This is a genomic window from Luteolibacter luteus (assembly GCF_012913485.1).
Lineage (GTDB): Bacteria > Verrucomicrobiota > Verrucomicrobiia > Verrucomicrobiales > Akkermansiaceae > Haloferula > Haloferula lutea.
In genome coordinates this window covers 2,572,916-2,591,836 of the sequence record NZ_CP051774.1, presented here as the reverse complement: position 1 = coordinate 2,591,836, position 18,921 = coordinate 2,572,916, and the positions used below count along the sequence as shown (strand labels likewise).

Below are 18,921 nucleotides of genomic sequence, written 5' to 3'. Positions count from 1 at the left end.
CATCTGAGATTCCTATCCGACCAGCGATCTGACTTGAGTCAAGATTGAGTCGAGCGAGGGCGACTTACTTTGCCTTTGCGGCCTTCTCATCAAGCAGTTCCGTTGCGCGTTGTTTGAGTTTCCCGGTGGGAAGTTGCTCGACCCACGAGCGGGCTGAAGGATCCAGTTCCGGTTGTTCCTCCATCCATCTTTCCAAAGCCTGGCGTTGTAATTGCGCAGAGGTGTAGAGGCCCACGAGGTTGACGAATTCATCCGCAGGCACCGGAGCATCGCCATAAAACATCGGCCCGTGAATCATCCGGTTCCGAGCCAAGGCGGGTTGCTGCACGATAAGCTCCAGTACCTTCGCCTTTTCCTCTGGGGTCGCGTGCGAATAGGTCTGGTAGGTGAAGAGCGGTGCGAAGTCGCCTGAGGAGCTGCCGTTCTCTCCTACGTCGGCCAAGGTGGAGGCGAGGTTTTCTGCGGTTGGCAAGCAGCGGGCGCGAACCTGCAGTACATAGGCCCGGTCGTAGTTGCATCCCCAGCTGTGGTCCGGGATGGTATCGAAGAGTTCATCCGCCCGCTCCGGATGGTGCTTCATCAGCATCTCGAAGAATTCCTCGCGGACCGATGTCCCGCCGAGCTTGTTGAGCAGCGCGAGGAAGGAGTCGGTGCGCTTCTCCGCAGCGTCCTCCATCAGACGGCGCACGCCTCCTTGCGAGAGCTGGGTGTCCGCATTGCTTCCCAGCAGAAAGATTTCTTCGTCAGGCAGCTTGCCCACGCGGGCGAAGGTATAGGCTTCCCATGCTTGATAGCGCCATTGCGGCGGGCCGATCCGGTTCAGCAGGGCGGTGATCCTGGGATGATCCCATTCCAAACGAGCCGCGGTCTCTTCGATGAGATCTTCAATCCCCGGGATTCCGGGCAGCTTCTCGAGAAGTTCGAAGAAGGCCTCCGGATCCCTCGCTCCCAGTTCGCTCAAGCACCTGCGTGCTCCGGCAAGATCGCCGGCCCGGAGAAATGCCCTCAACCTGGCAAAGGCGTCTTCCTCACGGTGGCGTGACTTTTCCGCAAGGGCTGACGGCGGGTTTCCCGATTCCGCGTGCTTCGCAGATGTTCCCGCTTTCCGGATGCCTGCGGTGACAAGGAGGCACACGACAAACACTACGGCGGGCAGCAGCTTGTGGGTGGAGGGCTTCATGGCTGATTCTCGGTGGCCAGCTTTTCGATCCGCGTGCGCAGTTCGCCTTCAGGCATCGATCCGGAGAACTCGAGAGCGCCGACCGGATCGTCCTTCGCGTAGTCTTCCAAAAGCTCAAGCTCCGCCTTGGTCCTGTCTTCGCCCTCGGGCATCATCCTGACGATCTTCATGCTCCATTCGAAGTCTCCACCGGTGCTCCACTCCCCTGCCAATGCGCTGTCGAGAAGTGCTTGCTTCTCGTCCTTCGTGAAGCTGAGCGTGTTTAATTTTCCCAGAGCCTCCCGAGCCATTTCGGTTTCGAAGGGATATAGCCAGGAGAAGTAATTCGCCAGCGCTTCGCCGCGGACTTTCTCCGGGAGCCGGGCAAGCGTATCGAGCGGGATCGGGGCGGAGGACATCGCTTGTTCCTCCATCATGCTGGCGAGTCCATCCGCGCCCAAGCCTTCCAGTTCCTCAGCGCGATAGTCGGTTCTCGGTGGGCTATCGAAGTCGAGGATCGAGGAAGACGCTTTGAACTCGGCTGTCCGGGCGAGCATTTCAGGAGAGAGTTTTCCTTCGATCTCCTGGAATGCCGCGGGATCATTTTTGCGAAGGCTGGACCACGCCGGCCTCACGCAGTCCGGAGTCGCTCCCTCCCATCGGCCTGCGAGCCATTCCTCCAAGATTCGCTTCGCGTTTTCGCGAGTATAGGCACCGTAGCGGAAGAATCGGGTGACTTCCTTCAGATCGAAGCCGTTTGCGGGATCGAAGAGGATTTCCGCTGCGAGTGATGAGAACGCCTGAATTCCCTTGCCTCTCAAGCCGGGATAGTTCGGATCGGATCCTTGGGCCTTCGCCGCGGACACTGCGAAGGGCGAGATGCGGATCAGCTCCCATACGGAGTCCGGATGAATCTCGGCCATCTTCTCGAAGGTCTTGCGCACCAGGTCGACGCGACGCTCTTCAGGAACCGTGAGAATATACTGCTCCAGCCATGCAGGATCCGCGACGAGCACCGGTGCCAGCCATGTGGCAATCTCCTCGTCCTTCGCACCCTCTGCCATGAGCTTCGCGATCTTGGCGCGGGCCTCGGTCGTCCGTCCTGCCAAGGTGGCCAGTTGGATGGTTGCGAGATCCTCAGGGAGAGGATTGGTTTCCACTTTTCCCGGGACACTGGTGGCTTGGATGACTGCGGGCCGGCTTGGCACCAGCATCGTCCCGCAGGCGATTCCTGCCGCAGCGGGCAAGGCCCAGCGGATCATGGTCGAATGAAGAGACATCCAGAGATCTCATCCCAACATCCCGCCCAGAGGAGTCAAGGGGAGGACGTCGCTTCATGAATTCTTCACTCGCCCAGCAGGTCAGGCCGGTTCTGGCGGGTGCGCTCGAGAGCCTTTTCCTTTTTCCAAGCGGAGATTTTCGCGTGGTGGCCGGAGGTGAGGACCTCGGGCACTTTCAGGCCGCGGAAATCGATGGGGCGGGTGTAGGCGGGCGCTTCCAGGAGATTCGGATCGGAAAACGATTCATCCTGATGCGAACGCTCATCGCCCAAGGCTCCGGGCAGGAGCCGCACGATGGCATCCGTCACGACTGCGGCGGCGATGGCTCCATTGGTAAGAACGTAGTCGCCGATCGAAAGTTCGAGATCGACCAACTCCTCGATCACCCGGTGATCGACGCCTTCGTAGTGACCGCAGAGCAGGATGAGGTGCTTCTCTTCGGAAAGCTCGCGGGCGATGGCCTGCTTGAAGGTCTTTCCCTGGGGCGTCATCAGGATCACCTTGGTATCGGGTCCGCGCAGTTCCTCGATGGCGGCGAAGATCGGGCCCGGCATCATGAGCATCCCTTGGCCGCCGCCGCAGAGCGTATCATCGGTGCGGCGATGCTTGTCGGTGGACCAATCTCGGATGTTGTGCGCTTGGATTTCCACGAGACCTGCGGCCCGGGCGCGCTGGATGATGCTTTCGCTCAGCGGCGAAAGCGCGATCTCGGGAAAAAGGGTAAGGATGTCGATGCGCAAGGCGACCAAAGCCTGTGCCGAGGCGGGCGTATCGACAAGTCTCGAAGGGAGTTTGCTTTTCAGAGCGTCACCTTCGAGCTCAGAAGAATCTTCTGCAGCAGGTGGCGGTGGCAATGTGCCTCATCTTCATCACAATGGCACAGCAGGGTGACAGGCTGTTGCTGCGAGACGAAACGCAACAAGCGCAGCAGACCCTTTTGACCGTGGTTCTTGCTGGTCTTGTTCTTGTCGTCCACAGGGCCGTCCGCCCAGAGTTCCTCTTGGTATTCTTTCGAGAACTTCGCCCAAGAGATCTTTCCGCCGAGGAAGCCGTGCAGCAGCTCCTCGCTGGGGCCCAAGCTGGGAAGCCACAGGTCGTAGCGTGACTTCGGCAAACCCCGGCCACGGAAGCGCGCGACAAGTATCCGCAGCCCATCGGTCTTATCCGCTTCCGTGTGCACGGATTTGGTCCTGATCGATTCCTTCGGCATGGAACGTCCTATCGTTGGCTCAGCACCAGGATCAGCACGATCACTGCGATCACGAGCAGCGTGACAAATGCCACCTTCCAGGCGCTGATCGGGAATCTTGCATGGGTTGATCCGGTCACGGCATTCACGGCGCCTTGCCAGGTCTTGCCGCGGTACTGGTAAGCGAGCAACCAGATGGGGACGAGGATGTGCTTGAAGGTCTTGTCTGAAAACTCCGGGTAGATCTGCAGGTTCCGGTAGGTATCGCCGGGGACTTCATGGCCGCACATTTCGCGGAGCATCCCTTCCATGGTGCCGAAGCCCATTCGTGCGGCATCGAATAGCGGCACCTGATAGTGCTCCACCTGCCAACCGGAGACGTAGCGCGTTTCGTAAGGTACGAGATCTTTCGTAGGGAAGGGTTCCAGCTTCTGCAGCAGCTCCGTGTCCAAGCCGCGTGAGCCTGAGATCACGACATCGTCAAACCATGTCGAGACATGGCCGCTTGCCGGACGCCAGCGGATACGGCGTTCCTGGCGCGTGACCATGTTTCCATTCGCATCGCGATCGCGCACGGTCACATAGTAGTAGGTGCCGCTCTCCGCGGTCCACGGGCACTCCGCCGAGGAATCGAAGGTCCAGTAGGGCAGATAGACCCGGTGGATGCGGTCCACGAGATTGCGCCGCTTCAGATCGTTCGGCGCAAACCAGCGGGCACCGAGGAAGGCTTTCAACGAATGGTACGCCTTTTCCTGGGAGACCACTGCGGGCAGCAGCGACTCGGGCTTGATGGGGCTGTGGATGTCCTGGTAGTCCAGCAGCTCGGGCGAGCCGCAGAAGTCGCAATGCTGCGCCACCGTGTCCGCCGAACGAACCAGCACCGCGTGGCAATTGCTGCATTGCACGCGACGCGTGGTCGTATCGACGTTGTGGCCCTTCTCGCCGAGTTCGGAGAGGGTCTGGTCCAGGTCGTGTTCGACGATCGAGTTCGGCAGGGGCGGGGGACCCACGCGCGGGAAGTGCGTCCCGCAGTAGGGGCAGACCAGCTCCGCCTTGCCCGGATCCCATTCCGCCTTGCCACCGCATTCGGGACAGACGTGACGTTCGAGCGAACGCACCTCCGCCGCCACGCCGCGCTCACCGGGTGCCGGGGGCGGCATGCGTTTCTTCGGCACCTCGATCGGCGGGGCGCTTTCGTCCTCCTCCGGCATCGGGGGCGGATCAGTGGGCGAGGAAGGCATCGAGCGCGGCGCGGGTCACGCGGTAGCTGGAGCCGATCTTCTTGGCCGCGAGGGCTCCGGATTCAATCTCGGCCATCACGTCCGCTTCGGAGACGCCCAGCATGCGCGCCACCGTTGCCGGATCCAGAACGTCGGGATTGGCCGGGGCTGCTGCCGCTGCGGCAGGCACCGCACCCGGCAGGGGCGGCGGGGCATTCCCGGTGAGGCCGCCTTGCTGCATGAGTTCCTTCGCCACGGCGAAGCCCACGGCCAGTTCGCTCGCGGTGCCGGCGGCGCCTCCGCCACCACCCGCGGCCATGCCCTGGCCCATCTGGTACTTCACGTAGTCGTTGAGATTTCCGATCGCCGACATGGCCGAGCGCTTGTCGATCGCTTCCTCGACTTCCGGCGGGACGCTGACGTTCTCGACGATGAAGGAGGAGACCTCGATGCCGTACTTCGTGGAGATCACCGGATTGATCAGTGGCAGGAGTGCCTCGCCGAGATCGGTGTAGCGGGTTGCCACGTCGAAGACCGGGACGTGCGCGTTTGCCAGTGCATCGGAGAAGATGCTGACCACGCGGGAACGCATGGTGTCCGCGAATTCATCCACGCGGAAATCATGATCGGAGCCAGCGACTTCCTTCAGGAAGGTCTGCACGTTTACCACCTTGAAGTCATAGGTGCCGTAGGCACGGGCGCGGACTATGCCGAGATCGGCATCCCGCAGCATGATCGGATTCGCGGTGCCCCACTTGTTGCCGGTGAAGAGGCGGGTGTTGACGAAGTAGACGTCCGCCTTAAAGGGGCTCTGGAAGCCGTACTTCCAGCCCTTGATGCGGGTCAGCACCGGGATGTTATCGGTGGTCAGCGTGTGCTTGCCCGGGCCGAAGGTATCTCCAAACTGCCCGAGGTAGAGGAATTGGGCCGTCTGGCTCTCCCGCACGATCAGCTGTGCGCCGTTCTTGATCGCCTTGTCATCATCCGGGAAACGCCACGCGATGGTGTCCCGCGAATCGTCCTGCCACTCGATGATCTCGAGCAGCTCCCCTTTGATGAAGTCCATGAGTCCCATAATTCTGGAGCGGTGTGGTTCGCTACCATCCTGATGGATCGGCTCCACAAGATTCAATGAGAATCCGGGGGCGATTTCGGAAGCGGTGGGAGAATTTCTTATTTCGGAAAACTTCCCCGCTCCGGAAACATCTCACCTTGGAGATTATGATTCAGGCTCGCCATGTGAGTGTAGCGGGGTTGAAACTGGTGAGATGAAACGAGGCTGGGGAGCTTTGATGAGCGTGGTGATCGCTGTCTCAGTGCTCGCCGGACTTTATTTCGGAATCCCCCGTGTGTTGAACCTCTGGTGGTACAGCGGCATTCCCGATCTGGTTCCGAAGTCAGATGTCCCGGTTACGCGCGATCTGGTCTATGCCCCGGGCGCTGCGGAAGTGGAAGTCCTGGAGATGAGCGTGCAAGGGACGACGCTGGCCAAGGAGAAGAAGACGGGTGGCGGTTGCCGGTTCATCCTGCAGGCGAAGTTGCGATGCCGGATGAAGGGAAAGCCTCTGCAGGACCGGCCTTTGCTACAATGCGTTCAGGTCGCTTCCCGGCCGCTCAAAAGAGGGCATTTTGGTGATTCGTCGGAAGCCGAGATCGAGATCTTCCCGGTGTCCAATTGCATAAAGGACGCCGCCTATCAATACGATGCCCGGGAGATTGAAGTCACCATCGAGGACATCGTGGATGCCATGTCCATGGGCGAGAACGTCTATCGGGTCCGGTGCGGCAATCATACCGGGATCGTGACGCTCTATTATGATCCCAAGAGCAGTAGAACAGGTATCGAGAAGAAGCCTTCCGAAAAGAAGCTACCGCTGATCGAGATCAAGCAGTAGCCGGGCAGATCCTCAAGCTGGCTCCGGCTTTGCATCGCGGCCCCACCAGTAGCGCGGGTAGTGTCCCGGATTGGTGGCGTGGTGGTAGATCAGTGCTACGAGCACCAGGCCGACTCCACCCAGCAGGGTAGGGGTAAGCAGGAAGTTCCAGCCCGGGGCGGAGAGGAAGACGATCACCGGATTCGATCCAGCCGGGGCGTGGACCATGCGGGTGGCGAACATCAGGATGATGGCGAGACCGAGGGCCAGTCCGAGCGCCCAAGCCTGCGATCCGAACAGGGAGTAGACCGCCAAGCCGGTCGCGCTGCTGATCAGGTGCCCGCCGATTACGTTTCGTGGTTGGGAGAAGGGGGCATCCGGCAGGCCGAAGATGAAGACGCAGCTCGCGCCGAAGGATCCGAGCACCAGTGGCGTGCCGCTCAGCTTGGTCAAGGCGGCGAGCAGGGAAATGGCGAGCGCGCCACCGAGGCCGGCGAGGAGGATCTGTCGGGTGGGCAGGCGGGGAGGGAGTGCTGCGCGGCCTCCGGCCAGGGATTGGAGAATGGCTCTCATGGGAATTGATTGCCGGAGTAGCCCGGCTACGCGAAGAAAAATAGACAGATCTGTCTGTTTGGCAATCTAAAAACAGACAGGTCTGTATAATTCTTGATTCGCTGCCGCAAGCGATCTAGGCTTCATCATGTCCGCGCGCTCCAAGAAACCGGCCAGCTTGCCCTCAAAGGACCGTGCTCTTTCGAAACGGGAGCTGCTGCTGGATGCGGCGTGGCGGCTTTTCTACCGCGACGGGTTCCATGCGGTGGGCATCGATACGGTTCTCGCCGAGGCGGGCGTGGCGAAGATGACGCTCTACAATCACTTTCCCTCGAAGGAAGACCTCATCGTCGCCGTGCTGGAGCGCCGCGCAGAGCAATTCGAAGGATCGCTTGCCGCAGCCGTGGAGGCGGCCGGCAGCAGTCCGATGAAGCGCTTGATGGCTGTCTTCGATTGGCATGCGGAGTGGCTGCGTTCTCCGGAGTTCAATGGCTGTGCTTTCATCAAGGCGGTAGCCGAGTATCCGCAGGGGGATGCGAAGCCGCATCAGGTCGCTGCCGCGCACAAGCAACGGATCTATCAGCTTTTGGAGTCCTTGCTCCGGGAGATCGGAGTTCCCCGGTCTGCGGTGATTGCGCGGCAGTTGGAACTGCTGATCGAAGGCGCGATTGTTTCGGCGCATGTTTACGGCAGGGCAGAAGCGGCAGGGGGTGCCAAAGCTGCTGCGAGATCGCTGCTAGTAGGAGTGCCGTGATCGTAGGCTTCTTGCCTATCGCAGAGGGATTCGGACCAGATCGCCATTCAGTGCGGCGTAGATGAATCCTTCCTCGGCATCGATCCACATGCTCTGGCTGTCGAAGAAAATGCCGTCGATCTTCTTCACCGGTTCGAAGCGGAAGGTTCTGGTGTCGAAGGTGCCGATGCTTACCTTGCTATCGCCCGTGCCCCTAAAGCCATCTGCTCCCCAGAGAAGTCCGTTTGGGTTGGCGGCTTGGAAGGGACGATGGCTCTTGTCGAGAAGCAGCTGGAAGTCTCCGCTAACCTTCTCGAGATCTCCGGTGCTTGCGTCGAGCAAGTGGAACTCGGGTTCTCGCGGTCCGGTGCTCTGATCTTCTTCTGAGATTGCTACCTGGCCTGCCCGGCGGATGAGGAATTTTCCGTGAGCGGGAAAGAAAGCCACGGGCCAGAGGTCGTCCGCTTTTTCTAACAGCACGGGGAGCTCCTGCTTGGTTTCGAGATTGATCCGCACCACCACGTTCGGGTCCGCCCAAGTGTCTCCGGTGGCCTTTGCGGCCACGCACCACTTTCCATCCGCGGAAACGAGTTCCCATAGGAAGGTGCCTTTTACGACAAGTTCCGGTTCTTCTCCGCGGCGGCACAGCCAGAGTCCACCGATATCGCGGAAGTTGCCCGTATGCACGGTCGCATCGCCGGAGCGCACCTGCCATGGATAGCGGAAGTGATAGTCGGAAGTGACCTTGAAGTCCGGATGCAGATCGGCACGGGCTACCAGGAAGGGGCTTTCCGCCGGCTCTCCGATAGGTCCGCCGAGCTCTTTCGTGGTGAGAGAAAGCGCCTGCCAGTGAGCGGAGCCAGACGAGTTCTGGATCAACACCCGGAGGTCATCGCCCTGCTTCCACACGCTTTTGATCAGGGCCTTTTCCCGCGGGATCACAATGTCGATGCCTTCCCGATAGCCGGGGCGCAGCGGCAATTTTTCGAAGAGATCGTGGAAGAGAAGAACGAGCCGCCCATAGTGGACGATGCCCTTGCTCATCTTTTCGTTTTCAATCCACTCCAAGATACCGTCCCGGCTTTCGGGAGGATTGTCCATGGATACGGTCTTGGTGCCGGTATTGGAGGTATGGACGTAAAGATACTGAATGCCGTCTTCCGCCGGCAGCTCCAGATCGGGAAGGTCATCGGAGCGATAGGTCTGGATAAAGGAGCGGACTTGGCCGAGTTGATTCGCGGGGACTTCGCAGGTGAAGATGCTGCCGTCCCCCGGATTTTTCACCGCGATCGTGCGGCTAGGATAAACGACCAGGAGCCACGAGGTCGAAGACATTCCCTGGATCGAGCTCAGCAGTGCGAAAACCTCCATCGGCTGCTCCGTGATCTTCAGCTGTGTGGCCAGGCGATTCACGGTGCCGTAGAACATGTTGTAGTTTCCCGTGGCTGGATCCCATGAAGGCATTTTCAATTCCCGGAAGGCCATGACCTCGGGAAGCTTGCTGCGCTTGACGTAGGCTTCGGTGGCCTCGCGCAATGCATCATCTTCGTTGGAGAGCAGTGCGGAGAGGTATTCGGTTCCGATGGAGGAACCGGCGTAGTCGGCTGCGGAAAGCGCGGCCAACTTTGCCTCCCTGTCCTGTCCGGACAAAACCACGCCGATGGCATCATCATCATTGCTGAGTACCGCGGCAAGACCGCGCGCCAGCCCGGCACCGTGCAGCAAGGGTTGGAAAACATTGCCATCCCAACCGGGGTGGTGCTTCCGCTCGAGCGCGATCGCGAGAGCATCCCTATTGATCGCATTTGCTTCTATCAGGCGCGTCACCAAGGTCGCGGACGGTGCCGGTGAAGATTTCACAATCAAGTTGCGCAGCCTTCCTGCGAGCTCGGGGTTCCCGTCATCCAGTGAATCCGAGAGCTCCGTTAAAATCTCCCGCAAGGCGGCGTCATTCGGCAGAGCTTCGAAGATCAGGTGGTCCCCGATGTCCACGGATGGATCTTCGGCTGGCGGGCTTTGATGGTAGAGGCCTGTGCCGGCCTCGGGACTTGCCTCGAGAAAAGCTCTCACCGCTGCAATGGACTCTTCCCTGCTGAAGCCGCCGAGCTTGTGTGCTTCTGCAATGATCATCCTCCGATCGTAAGAGTCGAAGCGTGCCAGCGCTTCCTTCGCGGCCGGCAGCGCCTCGGCCGAATGGTAAGGAGTGATGCTCTGGACCGCATAGGCGACCTCGCCTGAATCAGGACTCTTGCGAATAACTTCCAAAAGGCCGGGAACACATTCCGGCAGGTTCAGTCCACCCAGCGATTGGATCAGCCGCAACCTGCTATTGGCGTCCCGGCATGCAGCCCACTCCGGATCTTTGAGCCAAGGAAGCAAGGGTCGGGCGGCACGCTGGAGAAGCTCGATTCGCGCGGGATCTTCTTTGTCGCTTTCCTCCTGCCAAATGAAGGATTCCAAGGGTGCCACCAGCAGGCAGGCAGCATGATCGCGGGCTGCTTGATTCTCACCTCCGATTAGCGTCGTGAGCAGGGGAATCCAATGGTCGAGGCGACGATAGATCTCTCCGCCGAACTCATGAACATCACCCGGGTCCGGTTGCTGGAGACAAGAGAGGATCCATGCCTCGCGCCCGGGCCATTCCTGATCGACCAGTGCTTCGACCGCGATGGAGCGCGCTTTCTCATCAAGCAGGGGATTGGCGGCAGCGGCGATCAGCTGTTGATGCCAGCGGGTCCGCGCATCAGGGGGAGAGTGGAGAAACAGCAATTCCGCAGCGGCGACGGCAAGCCCGGGATTGGTGCCGAGGGCAAGCTCCTCCAGGAGCTTCGCGTAGAATTCCGGCTCTCGTGATTGGATGGCGGCAAGAGGAGCATCCGGGCGCCTATCCGGGCGGTAGAGTTTCCAGTCGGGCTTGCGGGCATCCGCGATGACTTCATCGCGACCTAGGCCGCTGTGGCGATAGATCCAAGCCCGCACCGTGCGGAGCTTGTCCTGATCATAGCGGTCGGTGGCACTGAGCCTCGGCAAGAGCTCGTGGATTTGCCTCGCCGTTTCCTCCGTTGTGGGAAATGCGGGTAGCACCTCCGGAATCGCGGCCGGCTCGGTCGAAATCGCCTGCAAGATCTTCTCCCGGGCAATTGCGGAGGGAGCTGCTTCCTGGGCCGCCCAAGGCTCACGTTGCCGCCAATAGTTCAGATGTTGCTGTGGCGTGGCCTCGTCGGGCGGGGCCGTGATCGGCGGTGGGAGGTCAGGGAGGGGCTCGCCCGCTTCGATCCGGGCGTCGAGAATCTTCCCCCAATCTTCGGTGGACCTCGAGCCGAGGGGCAGCAACTCCAGCGCCTCCTGTAAATCGGCTCGTACCAAGACAGGAGAAAACAGGGTAGCGAGGAAACCGAAAGCAAGGAGACCGCGGTTCATGGATCAGATCCGGATATAGCCGTTTCCTCCAGCTTCGCGATTCAAATTGATAACTGGCCCCGAGGGACGCTTCCCCCGGAAAAGAAGAAGCCGGGAGGTTTCCCTCCCGGCTTCCTTGAATCGTTGCTGACAGCGAGGATCAGTCTTCGGACGGGCTCCACTCCTCGGCCTTGAAGGCGGCGAGGTTGAAGGCCTGCTCGAGGCCCACCATCTCGGAGGACGGGCGCAGGCTTTCGAAGCTGGCGCTTTCCTTCTTGAGATCGGCTTCGCTGTAGTTGACCGCCTTGATCGAGAGACCGATGCGGCGCTCGACCTTGTCGACCTTGATCACGCGGGCTTCCACTTCGTCGCCCACCTTGATCACGTCCTTCACCTTCTCCACGTGATCTTCGCTGAGCTGCGAGATGTGGATCAGGCCGTCGATGTCGCCATCGAGGCTGATGAAGGCGCCGAAGGAAGCGATCTTCGCCACGGTGCCCTTGACGAGGTCGCCCACCTTGAAGCGTTCGTCGATGTGGCTCCATGGATCGTCCTCAAGCTGCTTGAGGCCGAGCGAGACGCGCTGGTTGGCCTTGTCGATGGAGAGCACGATCGCTTCCACTTCGTCGTTCTTCTTGAGAACTTCGGAGGGGTGATTGATCTTGCGGGTCCAGGACATGTCGGAGACGTGCACCATGCCGTCGATGCCTTCTTCCAGTTCCACGAACGCACCGTAAGCGGTGAGGTTGCGAACCGGGCCCTTGATGGTGGCGCCGATCGGGTAGCGGACTTCGATTTCGTCCCATGGATTCGGCTCGAGCTGGCGAACACCGAGGGAGATCTTCTGCTCCTCGATGGAGATGCCGAGCACGACGGCCTCGATGACCTGATCGAGTTCGAGCACGTCGCTCGGGCGGGTGATGCGCTTGACCCAAGACAGTTCGGAAACGTGCACCAGACCTTCAACACCACGCTCGAGTTCGATGAACGCGCCGTATGGCAGGAGCTTGGTGACCTTGCCCTTGACGTGGGAGCCGATCGGGAACTTGCGCTCGATGTCTTCCCATGGGTTGTCGGTCATCTGCTTGAGGCCAAGCGAGACGCGCTCCTTCTCGCGGTCCACGTCGAGGATGACGACATCCACCGGCTGGCCGATGATGAGCATTTCCGACGGGTGGTTGATGCGGCCCCACGACATGTCGGTGATGTGGAGCAGGCCATCCATGCCCTGCAGGTCGACGAACGCACCGAAGTCGGTGATGTTCTTGACCGCGCCGGTGACCTTGTCGCCCACCTTGACGGTGCGCAGGAACTGCTGGCGCAGTTCGGCACGCTCGGCCTCGATGACCTCGCGGCGGGAAAGCACGATGTTCTTCCGCTCGTCGTTGACCTTGACGATCTTGAACTCGTAGATGTTGCCGACGTATTCGTTGAGATCCTTCGGCGGGATGATGTCCACCTGGGAGCCGGGCAGGAAGGCTTCGACGCCGACGTTGACGGTGAGACCGCCCTTGACGACCGACTTGACCTTGCCGCGAACGAGGCCGCCGTCTTGGAACACCTTGACGATCTTTTCCCAGTTCTGCTTGTGGGCAGCCTTTTCCTTCGAGAGGACGACCATGCCCTCATCGTTCTCAAGCTTTTCGAGAAGCACTTCGACTTCGTCGCCGACTTCGATTTCTTCATCCTCGAACTCGTTCGATGGGATGGCGCCCTCGGACTTGTAGCCGATATCGACGAGGACGACTTGCGGGCGGATCTCGATGATCGTGCCCTTCACGATGGTTCCTTCGCGGAACTCGCGGAACTTGGAATCGATGAGATCGGCAAGTTCCTGGTTGGTTTGGGATTCAAGCACTGAGGTGCTCATGTCTTAACGGGGTTAAGGTTAGGTTGGTTTGGTTTCGCTTTCCTTCCGGCAATTGCCCCGATGGAAGAACCGGCGAGCCACGGGGCTCCAACTACTCGCCAGCGATTTGAAAGGTGAAACGGGGCGGCGACCCTAGGCCCGGAGCCCTGCTTGGCAAGCCAAAATCCCGGAAATTCAGGGACTTCCGCTACGGTGCCGGAGGGCGTCAGCTTGCCGCTGCGGCGGACTAGCGGCTCGGGCTCTGGCCGCGGACCCTGCGGTGCTCCGGCTCGGGCTTCTTTTCTTCCTCCGGCTGTTCTTCGTCATCCTCAGGGGGTGAAGGCGCGACAACCTCTTCGATCGCGCTGTCATCCGGGGGGGCTTGCGGATGCAGGAAATTGGGATTCACGCCGATGAAAAGGCACACGAGGCCTGCCACGGCGAGTCCGACGCAGCCGATCACACCGAGGGTGGAAAGTTTCATGAGGACGGCGGGCGGAACTTATCCGGATCAAGGGGTCTCCACAAGCGAGACGGTGCCGCCGGCGCAGCCTTTGGCGACAAGATTTCGGGACCCGGGGAAAAGCGGGGTGAGGCGCGTTGTGGGTTTCATGTAATTACGAAATAATTACGTAGAATATTCATGCAATGTATTTTTCACGCTGTGGCACAGCTTTCCGCCCCGCTCGTTCTCTATCAATCTATTTTGTGCAAAAAATGATCTAGGTTGGCGCCGCCCTCCTTGCTTCGGGGCTATTGAAGTCAGAGGGAAAACGATCGTTTCGAGGCCCGGGCCTAGACGCTTTTTCAAATTCACGGGGCCGCCAGCGACTCTCTGCCAAAAACTTCCCTTGCCTCCCGGCGAGCTCCCCGCTATCCCCGCCGCCCGCCGCGATGCCGGAAAGCTCCGAACAGACACTGAAACTGGCCATTCCCAAGGGCAGCCTTGAGGGGCCTACCCTCGACCTTCTCGCGAAGGCCGGGTATGAAGTCTATGTCTCTTCCCGGGGTCTCCGTCCTGCCTCGAATGATCCCGAGTTGGACCTGTATCTGATTCGTGCCCAAGAGGTTGCCCGCTACATCGACCAAGGCTTCATCGACTGCGGAATCACCGGTTATGACTGGGCCAGCGAGTTTGAGGATAACTTGGTTGACCTCACCGAGCTGCCTTACTCCCGCGCGACTCCGCGCCCCACGCATTGGGTGCTGGTAGTCCCGGAAGATTCGCCGATCCGCAAGCCGGAAGACCTCCAAGGCAAGCGTATCGCTACAGAAGGTGTCGCCATCACCGAGCGTTACCTGAAGGCGAAGGGCATCGACGCTGAAGTCGAATTTTCTTGGGGAGCCACTGAGGTGAAGGTGCCGGATCTGGTGGATGCCATCGTGGACGTCACCGAGACCGGATCCTCGATCAAGGCGAACAAGCTGCGGATCGTCGATACGCTGCTGACCTCTTTCCCCCACTTCTACGCCAGCAAGGGAGCCTTCGAGGACCCTTGGAAGCGCCAGAAAATGGAGCGTCTGACCCTTCTCCTGAAGGCCGCGCTCGAAGCCCGCGACAAGGTGGGCTTGAAAATGAATCTTCCCGCGGACAAGTTGTCCGCCCTGCTCGAAAAGCTCCCGGCCATGCGCCGCCCGACGATTTCCCAGCTCTCCGAAGAAGGTTGGGTGGCCGTCGAGACCGTCATCGATGAAAAAGTCGTCCGCGACATCATCCCGACTCTCAAGGAGATCGGTGCCGAAGGCATCATCGAGTATCCGCTGAACAAGATCGTTCCCTAATCCTTTCCTATCCAACCGTAACCCCACATCATCATGGGCTCGCTCAAGAAACGCCGTAAGACGAAGATCAACAAGCACAAGCGCAAGAAGCGCATGAAGCAGAACCGCCATAAGAAGCGCCTGCGTTACAAGTCCTAAGGCGGCTTGCGTGCCACGGGCGTGACCCGTGCTTGATGAAATGTTCTTCCCGACAGGGATCCGGTAGTACCGGATCCCTTGTTTCGCGTACCGGGTGAGTGGGAAAATGCGGAGGTGAAGCTTCCGTCACCATTCTCTCCCAAGAAAACGGCGGCTCAGACGCTTCTAGCTTCTGGAACGATGAGCGCGGAAGACGATGAAATCGTGGAGGAGGGGGTGGTCGATGCCGTGCAGCCTGCAGTATTTGCCGGGCCGGCGTACCGGCAGGAGGGATCTCTCCACCGTTTTTGGAGGAAGCTTGGCGGCGGATCATTGATGACGGCCACCTTGCTGCACATCGGCCTTCTGTTGATCGCCACTACCATCGTGCTCCGGACCATCCAGGAGCCGGAGAAGAAAGTGGAGTTCTTGTCGGGTCCTGCCGGTGGGGGCGGTGGCGGAGGCGAGATGCAGAAAAAGGCGGAGCGCCAGGCGAAGAGTCTATCGGTCAGTTCGGCGAAGCGCGTCTTTGCGGAAGGCGTGGCCACCTCGATGACCCTGCCAGATCCGGGTGATAGCTTCGGCCAGCTTTCTTCCTTGGGATCGCTTTCCGGGGGCGGCGGAGTCGGGGGCGGCGAAGGCTTTGGCCGCGGCGGCGGAAAAGGTTCCGGCATCGGTCCGGGGAGCGGACCCGGGGCCGGGATCGGCGGGATGGGGCAGGGAATTGTTTTCTTCGAGCAAGAGATCCATGCCGGACGGGTCGCTTATGTCATCGACTACTCAGGCTCCATGCGGGGCAAGCGCGAGAAGCTGATGCGGGCCGAGCTTTCGAAATCCGTACAGAACCTCGCCTCCACCATGCAATACCAGCTCATCTTCTTCTGCGGGCCGGTCTGGATCGCCGGGGATCAGTTCAAGACGGAGGAAAACGGGGACGTCCTGATCACCCACGGGAAGGACAAGTACCGCTGGAAGAGGGGCGCTGCTCCGGGAAGTTGGGAGCCGAAGGGACGAACCCCCAAGGCCGAATGGCTGACCGCGGATTCGGCCACCGTGGAGCAATCCGTGAAATTCATCAAGGAGACCGAACTCCAGTCCGGCACTCACTGGGTGGCTCCGCTCGAAATGGCGCTGGCCATGAAACCGGCACCGCAGGTGATCTTTTTCATGACCGACGGAGCCTCTCCCGGCACGACCGAGGAGGACATCCGCCGGCTCGGAAAGCGCGCGAAGTCGCTGAAAGTCACCATCAACACCATGGCAATGATGGAGCCAAAGGCGGAGGAGGGCATGAAAGAGCTGGCGCGGCTCAGCGGCGGTTCCTTCACGATTATCGACGCGGACGGCTCGGTGCGGGACGTGCCGGTGGAGTGAGCCGGGGTGGGGCGCTTACGCAGATTCCGGCGGGGCAATATCGGTCGGTTGACTTTCGGCGGCGCGCTTAGCACCGTCCCGCGAATGGACACGATCAAGATTCTTCTCGGTGCGACGGTAGCCGTGCTTCTCGGTGCCTTGGCGATGTCGTGGAAGAACTTCAAGACGGAGGAAAAGAGCGCTCCGGATGCAGAATTGAAGAAGATCGAGACCCAGATCGCGGAGATCCGTCTGGAGCAGGAGCGCCTGCGTCTGGAGCGCATGAGGCTCCTTGGCGGAGCTGAACTGCCCGTCGAGCCTGAGGCGAAGCCAGCGAACCCCCAGGATATTCCGGAGACCGGGGCGACCTATACCGACGACACCGTGGCTGGCGGCACCACTCCGCCGGATGCGCTGCCGCCTCCTCCCGCCGACATGCCACCGGCAGCCGCAGGAGATACCGCGGCTCCTGCTGAAGAAAGCCCTGCCCCGCTCGCCAACGAGACCCAGCGCGCCGATGCCATCAAAGGCGCGCCGGTAGTGGCGAAAGTCGGTGAATGGGTGGAAGATGGTGCCTTCGCCGTCGTCCAGGTGGTCGATGCCACTGTGGTGAAGAGCGGAGCGATCCTCTGTGTCCGTCGTAACTCCGGTATCCTCGGCCGCCTGAAGGTCGGCGATGTCGAAGGCACGGAAGCCGTGGCCAGTGCCACCGCAGCCTTCCCAGGCCCGAAGCCGCAGGCTGGTGATGAACTTATCGTCGAGCCCTAGCAGGCCGGAACTAGCCCGCCAGCAGATCGCCGAAGCCGCAGAAGACCCGCGAGCCTTCCTGCGGTGCGGCAGGCACCGGCTCCTCACGATCCAAGTGATCCCGGCACGCCGAATGGAAATCCGCCGGCGTCTTCGCACGGCGCAGGCGGAATTCGAAATCGGGATCATGCCCTTGGGTCACGAAGACCATGGTCTTTTTCATCCGCTGGACATGTCCGACCGGATTGAAGTTTTCCGTAAAGGCCGCCAGCTCGTCATAGAGCCGCTGCACGTATCCTAACAGGTCGCGGCAGCTTGGATCCTTCACCTTTTCCCCGGCGAAGGCGGATCTCAGCTGTGAGAAAAGCCAGGGATTGCGGATCGCACCCCGCCCGATCATCAGGCCCGCTGCGCCGGACTTTTTCAGGTAAGCCAGGCCCGTTGGCACATCCACCACGTTGCCATTCGCGATCACCGGGCAAGGCAGTGCCTCCACCGCCATCTTCACGAAATCCGGGTGCACCGGGGTGCTGTAGCGTTCTTCCACCGTGCGGCCATGGATTGCCAACACGTCGATCGCGTGCTTGCGGAAAATTTCTAACAGCTTCGGAAACTCCTCGGGCGCGTGGTAGCCCAGACGTGTCTTCACGGTGAAGCGCCCCGGGATCGCGTCCCGCAATGCGCCGAGGATATTGTCCACCTTTGGCAGGTTCCGCAGCAAGCCGCCGCCCGCCTCCTTCTTGCATACCACCGGTGCCGGGCAGCCCAGGTTCAGGTCGATGCCCGCGACCGGATGCTCCATCAGCCATTTCGCGGTCTTTACCAGTACCGGGATATCCTGCCCGATCATCTGCGCGAAGATCGGTTTCCCCGTCGGGTTTTCATCGATGGAACGCAGGATCCACGGACTTGGCCGCGAATCATTGTGGACCCGGAAATACTCCGTCACGTACACGTCCGCTCCGCCATAGGGGTGGATCACCCGCATGAAGGGCAGGTCCGTTACATCCTGCATCGGAGCCAGGTAGAGAACGGGGCGGCCTTCTGGATAAAGATCCTTCATTTTGGCCGGACCATTTCGAAGAGATCCGCGGTGTGGCAGTACCAATTCGGCGAGCCCATGCGTCCCACCGGGTGATAGAGTTCCTGCCGGATGCGCAGTGCTTCTTGGTCGAGGATGCTTTCATCGACATGGACCCGGTGCACGATGCCGAGGATGATCCGGTTGCTGCCGATCTCTTGGGTCGAGTGAACCTTGCACTCGAGAGCGGCAGGCACGCCTGCGATCCGCGGAGGGGCCACCACGCTCGAGGCCAGCGTTTCCAAGCCCGCGTGCGGGATCTCGCTAACCCCGTTCGGGAGCGTCGCGGCGGTGAGGTTCATGGCCTCCTTCATCTGCTCGCTCACCAGATTCACCACGAACTCGCCGCTCCGCTTCGCATTGCGCGCGCTGTCCTTCGGGGTGCCATCCGCGCGGTCGCCAGGGGCAAAGATGACCAAGGGTGGGTCGTCGCCAAAGACATTGAAGAAGGAGAAAGGCGCCGCGTTCACGCTTCCGTCTTCATTGAGCGTCGTCACCCATGCGATCGGCCGGGGCATTACCAATCCCGCCAAGATCGCGTAGGCACGGTCGGCGTGGGTGCCGAGCAGATCGAGTTCCATGCGCG

The 18,921-nt window shown here is 60.6% G+C and carries 18 protein-coding genes; 6 read left to right on the top strand and 12 right to left on the bottom strand.

Annotated features, from left to right (window positions below; genetic code table 11):
• Nucleotides 1-64 precede the first annotated feature (64 nt).
• From HHL09_RS10930 to HHL09_RS10905, 6 genes are all read right to left on the bottom strand, one after another.
• Complete coding sequence (locus HHL09_RS10930) at nucleotides 65-1,180, bottom strand: hypothetical protein (RefSeq protein ID WP_169454677.1); 1,116 nt, start codon at nucleotides 1,178-1,180, stop codon at nucleotides 65-67.
• Entirely contained in the window at nucleotides 1,177-2,439 is a 1,263-nt protein-coding gene (locus HHL09_RS10925) for a hypothetical protein (protein ID WP_169454676.1), read from the bottom strand. Before HHL09_RS10925 ends, HHL09_RS10930 begins: the two co-directional genes overlap by 4 nt.
• 65 nt (nucleotides 2,440-2,504) lie before the next feature.
• Nucleotides 2,505-3,179, bottom strand: a complete 675-nt coding sequence (trmD, locus tag HHL09_RS10920) for a tRNA (guanosine(37)-N1)-methyltransferase TrmD (protein ID WP_169454675.1) — start codon at nucleotides 3,177-3,179, stop codon at nucleotides 2,505-2,507.
• 59 nt (nucleotides 3,180-3,238) lie between these two features.
• Entirely contained in the window at nucleotides 3,239-3,649 is a 411-nt protein-coding gene (locus HHL09_RS10915) for a DUF488 domain-containing protein (protein ID WP_425491664.1), read from the bottom strand.
• Nucleotides 3,650-3,657: 8 nt separating this feature from the next.
• A complete protein-coding gene (locus tag HHL09_RS10910) occupies nucleotides 3,658-4,839 on the bottom strand; it encodes a TFIIB-type zinc ribbon-containing protein (RefSeq protein ID WP_169454673.1) in 1,182 nt (393 codons plus the stop codon).
• A gap of 10 nt (nucleotides 4,840-4,849) precedes the next feature.
• Nucleotides 4,850-5,923 (bottom strand): SPFH and helix-turn-helix domain-containing protein, encoded by a 1,074-nt coding sequence (locus HHL09_RS10905; RefSeq protein ID WP_169454672.1) that lies wholly within the window; start codon nucleotides 5,921-5,923, stop codon nucleotides 4,850-4,852.
• Between the two features lie 193 nt (nucleotides 5,924-6,116).
• Between HHL09_RS10905 and HHL09_RS10900 the strand changes: the two genes are divergently transcribed.
• Nucleotides 6,117-6,743 carry a hypothetical protein gene (locus HHL09_RS10900; RefSeq protein WP_169454671.1) on the top strand — a complete coding sequence of 209 codons (627 nt, stop codon included), beginning with the start codon at nucleotides 6,117-6,119 and terminating at the stop codon, nucleotides 6,741-6,743.
• Between the two features lie 12 nt (nucleotides 6,744-6,755).
• Here the strand turns inward: HHL09_RS10900 and HHL09_RS10895 are convergent, their stop codons facing one another.
• Complete coding sequence (locus HHL09_RS10895) at nucleotides 6,756-7,295, bottom strand: HPP family protein (protein WP_169454670.1); 540 nt, start codon at nucleotides 7,293-7,295, stop codon at nucleotides 6,756-6,758.
• Nucleotides 7,296-7,422: 127 nt separating this feature from the next.
• Between HHL09_RS10895 and HHL09_RS10890 the strand changes: the two genes are divergently transcribed.
• Nucleotides 7,423-8,028, top strand: a complete 606-nt coding sequence (locus HHL09_RS10890) for a TetR/AcrR family transcriptional regulator (protein WP_169454669.1) — start codon at nucleotides 7,423-7,425, stop codon at nucleotides 8,026-8,028.
• A 15-nt stretch (nucleotides 8,029-8,043) separates the two neighbouring features.
• On the opposite strand, the gene HHL09_RS10885 is transcribed toward HHL09_RS10890, so the two are convergent.
• From HHL09_RS10885 to HHL09_RS10875, 3 genes are all read right to left on the bottom strand, one after another.
• Nucleotides 8,044-11,427 (bottom strand): hypothetical protein, encoded by a 3,384-nt coding sequence (locus tag HHL09_RS10885; RefSeq protein WP_169454668.1) that lies wholly within the window; start codon nucleotides 11,425-11,427, stop codon nucleotides 8,044-8,046.
• 139 nt (nucleotides 11,428-11,566) lie between these two features.
• On the bottom strand, nucleotides 11,567-13,276 hold the full coding sequence (locus HHL09_RS10880) for a 30S ribosomal protein S1 (RefSeq protein ID WP_169454667.1): 1,710 nt from the start codon (nucleotides 13,274-13,276) through the stop codon (nucleotides 11,567-11,569).
• 226 nt (nucleotides 13,277-13,502) lie between these two features.
• Nucleotides 13,503-13,739 carry a hypothetical protein gene (locus HHL09_RS10875; protein ID WP_169454666.1) on the bottom strand — a complete coding sequence of 79 codons (237 nt, stop codon included), beginning with the start codon at nucleotides 13,737-13,739 and terminating at the stop codon, nucleotides 13,503-13,505.
• A 410-nt stretch (nucleotides 13,740-14,149) separates the two neighbouring features.
• Between HHL09_RS10875 and hisG the strand changes: the two genes are divergently transcribed.
• From hisG to HHL09_RS10855, 4 genes are all read left to right on the top strand, one after another.
• Nucleotides 14,150-15,037 carry an ATP phosphoribosyltransferase gene (hisG, locus tag HHL09_RS10870; RefSeq protein ID WP_169454665.1) on the top strand — a complete coding sequence of 296 codons (888 nt, stop codon included), beginning with the start codon at nucleotides 14,150-14,152 and terminating at the stop codon, nucleotides 15,035-15,037.
• Between the two features lie 33 nt (nucleotides 15,038-15,070).
• The gene (locus HHL09_RS10865) at nucleotides 15,071-15,175 is read left to right on the top strand and encodes an AURKAIP1/COX24 domain-containing protein (protein ID WP_169454664.1); all 105 of its coding nucleotides are present in this window, start codon (nucleotides 15,071-15,073) and stop codon (nucleotides 15,173-15,175) included.
• Nucleotides 15,176-15,355: 180 nt separating this feature from the next.
• Nucleotides 15,356-16,528, top strand: a complete 1,173-nt coding sequence (locus HHL09_RS10860; RefSeq protein WP_169454663.1) for a vWA domain-containing protein — start codon at nucleotides 15,356-15,358, stop codon at nucleotides 16,526-16,528.
• Between the two features lie 84 nt (nucleotides 16,529-16,612).
• Nucleotides 16,613-17,275, top strand: a complete 663-nt coding sequence (locus HHL09_RS10855) for a hypothetical protein (protein WP_169454662.1) — start codon at nucleotides 16,613-16,615, stop codon at nucleotides 17,273-17,275.
• Between the two features lie 10 nt (nucleotides 17,276-17,285).
• On the opposite strand, the gene HHL09_RS10850 is transcribed toward HHL09_RS10855, so the two are convergent.
• Both HHL09_RS10850 and HHL09_RS10845 read right to left on the bottom strand, forming a co-directional pair.
• Complete coding sequence (locus HHL09_RS10850; RefSeq protein WP_169454661.1) at nucleotides 17,286-18,317, bottom strand: tRNA dihydrouridine synthase; 1,032 nt, start codon at nucleotides 18,315-18,317, stop codon at nucleotides 17,286-17,288.
• Nucleotides 18,314-18,916, bottom strand: coding sequence for a flavin reductase family protein (locus tag HHL09_RS10845; RefSeq protein ID WP_169454660.1), 603 nt, complete (start codon nucleotides 18,914-18,916; stop codon nucleotides 18,314-18,316). Before HHL09_RS10845 ends, HHL09_RS10850 begins: the two co-directional genes overlap by 4 nt.
• Nucleotides 18,917-18,921 lie beyond the last annotated feature (5 nt).